This is a genomic window from Streptomyces sp. NPDC048473, from assembly GCF_043200155.1.
In the GTDB taxonomy this organism is placed as follows: domain Bacteria; phylum Actinomycetota; class Actinomycetes; order Streptomycetales; family Streptomycetaceae; genus Streptomyces.
Map to the genome: position 1 here is coordinate 1 of NZ_JBICXE010000103.1, position 10,709 is coordinate 10,709.

Below are 10,709 nucleotides of genomic sequence, written 5' to 3' on the forward strand. Positions count from 1 at the left end.
TACCTCGCCGGGCTCCACCTCCGCGCCTCGATGATCTGGATCAAAGACCTCACCCAGGCAACCTCTTGATCACAACCCGATACGCGCCCTAGCGGCACCGTGATCGCCGGGGCGCCCCGGCGATCACGGCTCGCGGGCGATGCCGCCGATGGCATGGTGGACATCATCGCCTTTCCGGGCAGAGGCTGTCCGATCACGACTACGCTCCGGTTATCTGCATCGATCGCGACCTGATGATTGGTGGAGTACCGGTAATTAGTCGGCGATCGCGGGTACGCCGCCGAGGTCGTGATGTTCGACAGCTACCCGCCCAGGAGCACGAAGTGGTCGACCGTTCGGCAAAGACTGCCTTCGGCCGGACTCGCGCTCACCAGCTGCACTGCGGACGGCGAACTCGCGGTGCTCGCGGGCCGGATGCCCGGCGCATTCGTACGGTGAACACCGCGTGCACGCACACGACAGCGCTCCGGCGGGATACGGCGCCGAACTCCTCGCCCGCACCCATACCGAGGTGCCGCCGCCCTGCGCGAGAGGATCGCGACCCGGCTGGGCTGCCCGGTGCTGACTGACCCACGGGGTTGTCGACGCGGCCGGCCAGTGACCACCCTGCGGGTGCCGGGTGAATGTTCGGCCGCATCTTTGACCTGGGGCCCAGTGCGCCCTGGGCGGTTCGCCGGTCGCGACGAGGCCGCCGAGGACGGCTTTCCGGGCCGGACTCCTGCGGCAGGCCCGGGCGTTGCTGGTCGGCACCCGTTCGATCCGGGGATCCGCCGCCAGGCCCCTTCTTCGACGCACTCAACCCGCGAACCGGGCCATCCACGCCTCGACGTCGTCCGCCGACCGCGGCAGGCCCGCTGACAGGTTCTCGTGACCGTCGTCGGTGACGACCAGGTCGTCCTCGATCCGGACGCCGATGCCGCGCCACTCCTCGGGCACGGTGAGATCGTCCGGCTGGAAGTACAGGCCGGGCTCGACGGTGAGCACCATGCCTGGCTCCAGCACGCCGTCGACGTACTCCTCGTGCCGGGCCTGCGCGCAGTCATGGACGTCCAGACCGAGCATGTGACCGGTGCCCGCCATGGTGAAGCGGCGCTGGAGGCCGAGTTCGTACGCGCGGTCGGCCGGGCCTTCGACGAAGCCCCACTCGACCAGCCGGGCCGCCAGGTGACGCTGGGACGCCTCGTGGAAATCTCGGTATGCGGCGCCCGGCTTGACGGCGGCCATGCCGGCCTCCTGGGCCTCGTACACCGCGTCGTAGACCTTGCGCTGCAGGGGCGTAAAGGTCCCGCTGATCGGAAGCGTGCGCGTGACGTCGGCGGTGTAGAGGGTGCGCGTTTCCACGCCGGCGTCGAGCAGGAGCAGGTCCCCCGGGCGCACCGGGCCGTCGTTGTCCGTCCAGTGCATGACCGTGGCGTGCTCGCCCGCGGCGCAGATCGAGCCGTAGCCCACGGAGTTGCCCTCGAGGCGTGCGCGGCGGAAGAACGTGCCCTCGATCCACCTCTCGGACGACGCGATCGCGCCGGAGAGCTCACCGATCACATCGGTGAATCCGCGCACGGTGGAGTCCACGGCCTTGCGGAGCTCGGCGATCTCCCAGTCGTCCTTGACGAGGCGGAGATCACTGAGCGCCTCTTCCAGTTCGGCGTCGCGCTCCTCTTCGGTGGTGACGGCGGCCTCGAGGGACAGGTCGAGACCCCGGACGATCCGGGTCGGCGCACCGGAGGCGGCGGTCAGGTCGCGGGCCGCCGTGCGGACGTCGCGGCAGGGCAGGCCGAGCACGAGCTTTGACTCGGCGAGGGAGCGGCGCCGGCCCATCCACAGCTCCGCCGTGGCACCGGTCCAGAACTCGTCGTTGTCCCTGCTGTCGCGCGGCAGCTGGTAGCAGTAGGCGTCATGGCCGCCGTCCGCACGGGGTTCGAGGACGAGCGCGCCGTCCCGGGCCTGGTCTCCGGTCATGTGCACGTAGCCCGAGTACGGTCGGAACGGATAGGTGTCGTCGTTCGAACGGACCTTGAGATTCCCCGAGGGGATCACGAGGCGTTCGCCGGGGAAGCACGCGGAGAGCGTGGCGCGGCGGCGGGCCGCGTACGGAGCCTGCTCGCCGAGCCGCAGGTCGTGCTGCTCGGTGTCCGCCCATCCCGTCCGCATCAGAGCGGACAGTTCCTCGGAGATCCCTGAGTAGAGACCGTTCTTTCGGCCTTTCGCCACGTCATACACCTTCTTCTGGGTGGGTTCCTCAGCGGCGAGGGGCGCAGGGAGCGCTACGGACGGGCCGAGCTCCGTCCCGGTGCGGCCCGGGCGCCCTCGCTGCCGCCGGTCGCCGGCGGCTCCCGGACGGTATCCCGCACCGCGCGCGTTTGGTGCCAAAGACTGCCACTGGCACAGATCGGCCACGGCCCCGACAGGAGCCGTCGATAATGTGATGTATGACGAACGCGAAACTCGGCGAGGCCCTTCGGCTTCTGGGAATCGATCACGCGGCGGGCCAGGTCTATCTGGCGCTGCTGGAGCTGGCTCCCGCTCCGCTGAGTGCGATCGGAACCGCGGCCGGTCTGGATGGTGCGGAACTCGCCACGGCGTACGGCGCACTGGTCGACGCCGGTCTGGCCAGTGCCGCCGAGGAGGGCGGGGATGTGGTGGCCCCGGTTCCGCCCACTGCGGGCCTGGAGATCCTCGCCCGGCACCGGGCTGCCGAGGTCGAGGAGTCGCGCATCACTGTCGGGGGCGCGTTCGAGTCGTTCCGGCGACAGCGGCTCGCCGCGTACAACGACAATCTCGTCGAGGTCGTCACCGGCGACGCCATCGGCCCCAGGATTCGTCACGCTTGGGCGAGCGCCCGCGATCAGATCCGGCAGTTCGAGTCACCACCGTACTTCCCCTTGTCCGGGGCCACGGACGACGCGCTGGCCACGCTCGCCCGCGGTGTGACGCAGCGTGTCGTGTACTCACGGGAGTCGCTGGAGCATCCGGGCCACCTGCAGGAAGCCATCGAACCGTGCATCAAGGCCGGCGAACAGGCCAGAGTACTGCCGTCGGTGCCGGTCAAACTCGTGATCATCGACGAGGCGTACGCGCTCGTGTCCTTGTCGATCAAAGAGGCCGACGTGCACAACACCATGCTGGTCGTGCAACCGTGCGGCCTGCTCTCCGCGCTCGTGGCACTGTTCGAGCAGTCCTGGCAGAACGCCCTGCCGTTCCACGGCCACGCCACCCGCTCAGGGGGTCTGCCACCCGCCGACCGCCGCCTGCTGTGGCTCCTCGCGGGCGGCGCGGGCGACGACGTCATCGCCCGCGAGATGGGAATCAGTCGCCGCACGCTGTTTCGCCGCCTGCAGATCCTGATGGCCCAGCTGGGCGCCGCAAACCGCTTCCAGATGGCCTTGCAGGCACAGCGCTGCGGATGGTTGTGACCGGCACACTGCCGGGCGAAGCCGACGCGAACAGCTCTGATGTGTTCGGCCGACGGCACCGAGGACTGTCGCCGCATAGCGGACCGCGCCGACCCGCCCGATGCGAAACACCCGGACCTTCTTGAGGTGACCTTCCGCATCCCAGTCCAGGGTCTGTTTGTCGCCACTGCCAGGTGTACGGCTGGTGGTGTTGCCTGTTTCGTCGTAGGAGTGTTTCGCGCTGCCCAACATCCCCAAGAGCTACGCCGAACTCAAGCACCGTCCTGGTCGCGACTGGACCCGCTGGTCAACTGAGGCGGAAGACAGCCTGCGCAAGACCTTTTACGCACACACCAGCACCCACGTCACCGCCATCGCACTCGACGCCCAGGCAGATCCGGACTGGATGGGCAAGGTCGCCGCCATTCTCGTCAACCAGGCCGCAGCCTGGGAGAACCGCACGCTGTCCGGGGACGCCTGCGCCACAGCTGCCTGACGCGACCTGACCGGCGCGGCAACCGTCTCCAGTGCCACGGTCGCGCGCCCGGCTTCCGGGCCCGCTCGGAGGGCGGGCTGCGGGTCACGACCGCGCTCCCGTGCCCGGACGGCGACAGGTTCCACGCGGGTACGGATCCGGCCAATTGGAAGGGCACGCTCCGTCCGTGAATGGGCTGGTCGTCGAGGACGCGCGGGCGCTCGCCGAGGTCGTGACCCACGCCAGGGGGTAGCTGTGGTCGTGATATGTAGCGGCCATGGGCCTCGATCTGCCGGGGATCCAAGGCGACACCCTCTGCCAGGTGATCGGCGGGACGGCCTCGCGATGGTCCTGATGCCCGACTGCGGCCGGTCGCCCGACGAGCGCGTCAGTGGCCTGCCCCTGGGAGCCGGCACCTACCTCGCCAAGCCCTCCACCTGCTCGCCGACCCGCGGGCCCGGGCGCGTGCGCTGTCTGCGGAGAGCGCGGCCAAATCGACCTGTCCGTCAGGGCGTTTGCTGCCCCGGAGACGCTGCTGGGCGCCAGTGCGGGCTTCCTCGGGCCGCGCAAGGGCTGGGCCGGGTGTGAGGCGAGAACGCCGATCCGTTCACGAACGCGGGGGCGGTGAAACCCAGTTGGCTGCGCCGCACACTGAGCCGCTCGCAGTTGATCACGGCCACGCAAGGGTTGGGCTGCCACATGGACGAGGGCCCTGCACAGTCATCGCTTGTGCAGCCCCCGCTCCCCTGAAGCTCAATATTTTCAAAGACGTCTTAAAATCACATGCCTCAATTCTTCACTCCTGCCCCACCGTTGATCACGCATCCCTCACATCACATACTGCGCTGACCGGCGAGCGCCGTTCCACCCACGGCCGGAAACGACCACTCGCCTTCATCCCAAGCTCCTGGGGGAGACTTGCGCGTAAAAGTGCAGAGAGCACGCGCCTTCACCATCGCAGCGGCCACGTCGGTGGCCCTCGTGGCAGGCATGACCGGCCCAGCGACAGCGATCGCTGCGGACACGACGACCACACCGAACACCACACGCTTCGACGGCAACCAGCAGATCCAGCTCATCACGGGCGACCGTGTGGTGGTCGGCACCAAGGGCCAGGTGGTGGGCTTCGAGTCCGCCAAGGGCCGTGAGCGCATACCCGTACAGGTGCAGCGCATCAAGGACCACACGCTGGTAGTGCCCAGCGACGCGCAGCACCTGATCGCCACGGGGAAGCTGGACCAGCGGCTCTTCGACGTCGACGAGCTCACCGACCCGCTGCTGCGCAAGAGCCATCGCGACGGGCTCAAGCTGATCGTGCAGTACGACGGGGGCGCCAGTGCCGCACGGGCCGAGGTGCGTTCGGCCGGTGACACCCAGCTGCGGCGCACGTTCCCCACCATCGACGCCGACGCCATCCGTACGTCGCAGGACGACGTGGCCAAGGTGTGGGAGGCGCTGACCAACCAGCAGAAGAGCGGCGTGCGCGCCACCGCCTCCGGCATCGGCAAGGTGTGGCTGGACGGGGTACGCAAGGCAAGCCTGGACCGCAGCGTCAAGCAGATCGGCGCCGACAAGGCGTGGGAGGCCGGGTACGACGGCAAGGGCGTCAAGATCGCCGTCCTCGACACCGGCGTCGACAAGACCCACGACGACCTGAAGACCCAGGTCATCGACGAGAAGAACTTCTCCGGCTCGCCGGACACCGTGGACCGCGTCGGGCACGGCACGCACGTCGCCTCGATCGCCGCCGGGACCGGTGCCAAGTCGGGCGGTACGTACAAGGGCGTCGCACCGGGTGCCAAGGTGATCAGCGGCAAGGTGCTGAACGACGAGGGTTTCGGGGACGACTCCGCCATCATCGCGGGCATGGAGTGGGCCGCCGCCGAGGGCGCGGACGTGGTCAACCTCAGCCTGGGCAGCTCGGACTCCCCGGGCGTCGACCCGATGGAGGAGGCGGTCAACAAGCTGTCCGCCGAGAAGGGGGTTCTGTTCGCCATCGCGGCGGGCAACGACGGCGAGTCCGGTGAATCGACGGTGGGCTCGCCGGGCAGCGCGGACGCCGCGCTGACCGTCGGCGCCGTCGACAAGGACGACAAGCTGGCGTCCTTCTCCAGCATCGGGCCGCGTGTCGGTGACGGCGCCGTCAAGCCGGACGTGACCGCTCCCGGCGTCGCCATCACCGCGGCCGCCGCCCCCGGCAGCGAGATCGACACCCGCCCCGGTACACCGCACCCGGCCCCCGGCTACCTGCAGATCGACGGCACCTCCATGGCCACCCCGCACGTCGCGGGCGCGGCGGCGATCCTCAAGCAGCAGCACCCGACCTGGAAGTCGGCCGAGCTCAAGGGCGCGCTGACCGCGTCCGCCAAGGGCGGCGACTACACCGTCTTCCAGCAGGGCTCGGGCCGCGTCCAGGTCGACAAGGCGCTGGCCCAGAGCGTGATCGCCGATCCGGTCTCGCTGAGCTTCGGCGTCGCGCAGTGGCCGCACACCGACGACCAGCCCCTGACCAAGAAGGTCGGTTACCGCAACCTCGGGACCAGCGACGTCACCCTTGACCTGTCCGTGTCCGCGCTGGACCCGGCGGGCAAGCCGGCCCCGGCCGGGTTCTTCGCGCTCGGCGCCACCAAGGTGACCGTGCCCGCCGGCGGCAGGACCGAGGTCGACCTGACCGCCGACACCAGGATCGGCGACGCCGACGGCACCTACTCGGGCTACGTCACCGCCACCGGTGCGGGCCAGTCCGTCCGCACGGCCGCGGCAGCCGTCCGCGAGGCGGAGTCCTACGACATCACGCTCAGGACCATCGACCGCGACGGCACCGACGCCCGGAACGTCTCCAGCACCCTGATCGGCGTCGCCGGCCCTGCCAAGGGTTTCGAGGCCCGCATCGACAACGAGCCGGGCGCGCACAAGATCCGCGTGCCCAAGGGCTCGTACACGTTCAACACGGCCGTCTACCAGGACCCGTCGGACCTCACCAAGGGCACCGACTGGATCGCCCAGCCGAAGCTGGACATCTCCGGCGACACCACGGTCACCGCCGACGCGCGCACTACCAAGCCGGTGGACATCACCGTGCCCAGCCTCAACACGGTGGACTTCGGGGGGACGTACTACGAGCTCGCGACCGACATCGGCCGCGTCGGCAACGGCTGGGTCCTCAGAGGTTTCACCAACTTCCGCACCGCACACATGGGTCCGGCCATCACCGACGGCTCGCTCCTGCAGACCTGGGACGCGCACTTCCTCAAGGACGCCACCACTCAGTACTCGGTGGCCTACGGCGGCAGGACGCAGAAGGTCGCGACCGGCTACACCAAGCACGTGAAGGCGAACGAGCTGGCGACGCTCAAGGTCGGCGTCGGTGCCTCCGCTGCCGGGAAGACCGCTCTCGCCTCCCCGTTCCCCCATCTGCCGGGTGCCCCGGAGGGCAACGGGTTCTCGGCGCCGCAGGCGGCGCCGGGCACGCGCACCTTCTACGTCTCCACTGCCGACGGCGTCAAGTGGCTGACCAAGGTCAATCAGTTGGGCGAGCCCGACGAGTGGGGCTACCCGTCCTTCGACGGAGCCTACGAGATGCCTGAGCCGAAGCGCTACGAGGCCGGCAGGGCATATCAAGAGACATTCAACACCGGCGTCTTCGGCCCGCTTCTGGGCGAGAACATGGGTGTCTTCCGCACCGCACCCGATCCGGCCACGGGCGAGCAGCGGCTCATCGGCTCCCTGCCGCTGTTCGCCGACGGCAAGGGCCACGTGGGTCTCTCGACGTACACCTCGGCCACGTCGACGCTGTACCGCAACGGCGTCAAGGTCGGCGAGAACGACGACCCGCTGAGCGGCGGGAAGCCCTTCACGGTCGACTCCACCGACGCCGAGTACCGGCTGACGACCTCCGTCGCGCGCTCGGCGAAGGTCGCCGCAGCCTCCACCGGCATCGACACCAGCTTCACGTTCCGCTCCAAGCAGGTCGCGGCCACCACGGCACTGCCGGTGTCCACGGTCCGCTTCGCGGCCCCCGTCGACCTCGCCTCGCGCGCCCCGGCGGGCACGTCGGTCCAGGTCCCGGTGACCGTGCAAGGCTCGGCGGCCGGGAATAATCTCAAGTCGCTCATCGTGTCCGTGAGTTACGACGACGGGAAGACCTGGCAGCTCGTGAAGGTCGAGAGCGGCAAGATCTCCGTGAAGAACCCGGCGAAGGACAAGGGCATCTCGTTCCTCGCCGATGTCACGGACAAACAGGGCAACAAGTCGACGCTGACGATCCACAACGCGTACTACGGCAAGTGACGTCGCCCCGGTGACGAATTTCGCGTGACGGCGACATGCTGGAAAGCGTTCAAGGACGCTTTCCAGCATGTTCGTTCACCGAACGGTCTGGAAGGACCCCGTCGTCAAGCACCACACCGTCGTCATCGTGTACCCCGTGGTTGCCGTTCCGTGTGTCCCTGTGCAGCACACCGGGCCCCGGCATCGGCGTGACGGCTGGAGTCCCCAACGCCTCGGCCGGAGCGTCATGCCGACGGTCTCCCCCTTGCGCCCCGGCTCCCCTCTCGATCACACAGACACTGCGCCAAGCCAGTCGATTGCGGCGTACGGCTCCAGCCATCCGAGCCTGGGGTGCGTACACGACTGCCGAGAAGCGGCCCGAGTTCAGCGCGGTCGTGCTGTCAACCCGGTCACGACCAAGATCCGGGCCGTACTCGGGCCAACGTCCCGCCAGTCGCCCCCCCCATGAGCCATAAAGGCGCAGGTCAACCGGCATGAGTTGCGTGTACCACCAGCAGACCAAGAATCGTCTGGTGTCGTACTCGCCGAAGAAGCTGGGCTTCTTCTAGACGCACGAGAAAAGGCGCCTGACCTGGGCTTTCACCCGTCAGGCGCCTTTCGCTCAGCCCGCTCTCGACCGAGCCCGGCTTGCGCGCTAACTCCCATTTCCTCCCACTGCTGTGCCCCTCCCGACCAGTGCTTCCGGACCAGTCACGGACCAAACCCCCGGTTCAGCCCTCGGGTGCGTCACCTTGGCTGACGCGCTGCCACTCGTTCATGGACTGCTCGATGAGGCGATTCGCCTGCTCTCGAAGGCCGTCGAGGAACTTGGCGTAGTGGCGAAAGAGAACCCCGATGCTCTGACCGGCGCGGCGGGCGCATTCGGCCGGGTCCACCTCGGAATAGAGCCAGGACGAGATCCCGGCGTGCCGGAGATCGTAAGGTCGCTTGGCCAGGCGAGAAGTCCGCTCGGTACGAGTCAGGGCGTGCTCCCGGGCCCGCGCCCACGTGATGCCGTAGGCGGCAGCGTCCACGTAGTTGCCAGCCAGGTTCCGGAAGAGTCGACCGTCGGGTGCCACATCGAACCGTTTCACATGGGCACGCAGCATGCGTACGAATTGCGGCGGGATGGGAATAGGTCGCGTCGCGCTTGCCGCGCGACGCTTGAGCGAGTGCACCTCGTGCACCTCACCGTCGTCGGTCCACTCCTTGCCAGACGCCGGCAGCGATCTGGGTCACGCGTCCAGGAGTGCGGGATGTACAGCTCCCGGTCCACCGCCGCGTGCCCGCGCAGTCCCGCGTAGACGAGGTAGACAGCGACTTGCGCGTTTTCGATCCTCCCGGCGGTGCCGGTGTACTGGCGCTGGACGCCGACGGTGTGCGTGCCCTTCTTCACGTCCCCGGTCTCGTCGACCACCAGCACTGCACCCTCGTCGTGTAGATGGTCCAGGACGTACTCGCGCACGTCATCGCGCACGGCATCGGCATCCCATCGGGCCCGGCCGAGCAGGTGCTGCATGCCGTCCGGGGTGGCCTCTCCAGCCCACTCGGCGATGCTCCAGCAGTTTTTGCGTGGCAGGTCCGACAGCAGCCCCAGCATCAGATCCCGTACCCGACGCCGGGGTTCAACCCGGGCGAACCGGCCGGCTATCCGGCTCATCAGGCCCTCGAACGCTTCCTGCCAGCGAGCAGGGTCCACGCTGTGACCTGCGGCCACCGCAAGATCGTTAGTCTTCACACACCGATGATCAGCGGTGGCCGCAGCCTTCCCGCAGCCGACCCACGAGCAAGATCAAGGTCTATGGCTGGAGGTCGCGCTGGTACCAAGTGCCTGACTTGCCGCCGAGATCGGCCGAGGTGGCAGGGCCAACCGGGACGAACCCGGCCTTGGCCAAGACTTTCTGGGACGCGGCGTTGTCGTGGGAGGTGGCCGCCCGCAGTGTGCGCAGGCCGTGCATCGCTGTCGCCATCCGGCACAGCCCCCGGACGGTCGCGGTCGCGACGCCGCGGCCGGCGATCCGCTCCGCGACCCGGTAGCCGAGTCTGGCAGTGCCGTCCTCCAAGTCGTACAGGTTGAACCTGCCGAGTACCGATCCGTCCTCGGCGACGAGCACGTAGAAGGCGCAGATGCCTGCCTCCTGCTCGGCCAGCGAGGCGTTGTACCGGTCGGTGAACTGGTCGAAGAAGTCGTCGCCGCGGTCGGAGATCGAGGCAGCGAAGTAGGTGCGGTTCGCCAGCTCGAAGGCCAGGACCGCCGGGGCGTGGCCGGCATGCAGCCGCTTCAGCTCGGGCATTGCCCGACTCTACCCAGATCGTGCGCTGAGGCCACCTGAGTTTCCGCCAGTGGCAGACAGCCCCAAGACCAGGACACATAACGATCTACGGCTGGAGTACTGGAAAAGGTCCATCGTCCCAGCTCAGGAGGGCACTTTTGCGTTTCTACCCAACCCTCAGCCGCACCCCAACCAAAACGGCGAGGTTAACTCTCTTCTGGTAGGCCGCGGGTCCGTATCCAGTACGAGTGGGCCGCGGCGGTCAGCGCGAGCCCGTAGCCGGCGAATGCGACCATGCCGATC

5 protein-coding genes and 2 pseudogenes are annotated in these 10,709 nt (G+C 68.4%); 2 read left to right on the plus strand and 5 right to left on the minus strand.

The genetic code is table 11. The annotated features are described in order from the left end of the window. Window positions 1–173: 173 nt before the first annotated feature. Both ACGFU7_RS46420 and ACGFU7_RS46425 read right to left on the minus strand, forming a co-directional pair. Window positions 174–257 (minus strand): annotated as a pseudogene (locus ACGFU7_RS46420) (IS5/IS1182 family transposase); the annotation flags it as partial. Between the two features lie 538 nt (window positions 258–795). Further along, window positions 796–2,208, minus strand: a complete 1,413-nt coding sequence (locus ACGFU7_RS46425) for an aminopeptidase P family protein (protein ID WP_393704700.1) — start codon at window positions 2,206–2,208, stop codon at window positions 796–798. Between the two features lie 218 nt (window positions 2,209–2,426). Here ACGFU7_RS46425 and ACGFU7_RS46430 point away from each other — a divergent pair, with 218 nt between their 5' ends. Further along, a complete protein-coding gene (locus ACGFU7_RS46430) occupies window positions 2,427–3,410 on the plus strand; it encodes a LuxR family transcriptional regulator (protein WP_393704702.1) in 984 nt (327 codons plus the stop codon). A gap of 1,384 nt (window positions 3,411–4,794) precedes the next feature. Then, window positions 4,795–8,154: a S8 family serine peptidase gene (locus ACGFU7_RS46435; RefSeq protein ID WP_393704703.1), complete on the plus strand. Its 3,360-nt coding sequence runs from the start codon at window positions 4,795–4,797 to the stop codon at window positions 8,152–8,154. Window positions 8,155–8,864: 710 nt separating this feature from the next. Here the strand turns inward: ACGFU7_RS46435 and ACGFU7_RS46440 are convergent. The 3 genes and pseudogenes from ACGFU7_RS46440 to ACGFU7_RS46450 all read right to left on the minus strand — a co-directional run bounded on the left by ACGFU7_RS46440 (window position 8,865) and on the right by ACGFU7_RS46450 (window position 10,427). Then, on the minus strand, window positions 8,865–9,242 hold the full coding sequence (locus tag ACGFU7_RS46440) for a hypothetical protein (protein WP_393704704.1): 378 nt from the start codon (window positions 9,240–9,242) through the stop codon (window positions 8,865–8,867). A 110-nt stretch (window positions 9,243–9,352) separates the two neighbouring features. After that, window positions 9,353–9,793: pseudogene (locus ACGFU7_RS46445) on the minus strand (IS701 family transposase); the annotation flags it as partial. Between the two features lie 139 nt (window positions 9,794–9,932). Further along, window positions 9,933–10,427: a GNAT family N-acetyltransferase gene (locus ACGFU7_RS46450; RefSeq protein WP_393704706.1), complete on the minus strand. Its 495-nt coding sequence runs from the start codon at window positions 10,425–10,427 to the stop codon at window positions 9,933–9,935. Window positions 10,428–10,709 lie beyond the last annotated feature (282 nt).

What these genes read in the sequence shown, in the direction of transcription:
- ACGFU7_RS46430 (WP_393704702.1), top strand. Translation starts at nt 2,427, where the DNA reads ATGACGAACGCGAAACTCGGCGAGGCCCTTCGGCTTCTGGGAATCGAT.
- ACGFU7_RS46440 (WP_393704704.1), bottom strand. Translation starts at nt 9,242, where the DNA reads ATGCTGCGTGCCCATGTGAAACGGTTCGATGTGGCACCCGACGGTCGA.
- ACGFU7_RS46450 (WP_393704706.1), bottom strand. Translation starts at nt 10,427, where the DNA reads ATGCCCGAGCTGAAGCGGCTGCATGCCGGCCACGCCCCGGCGGTCCTG.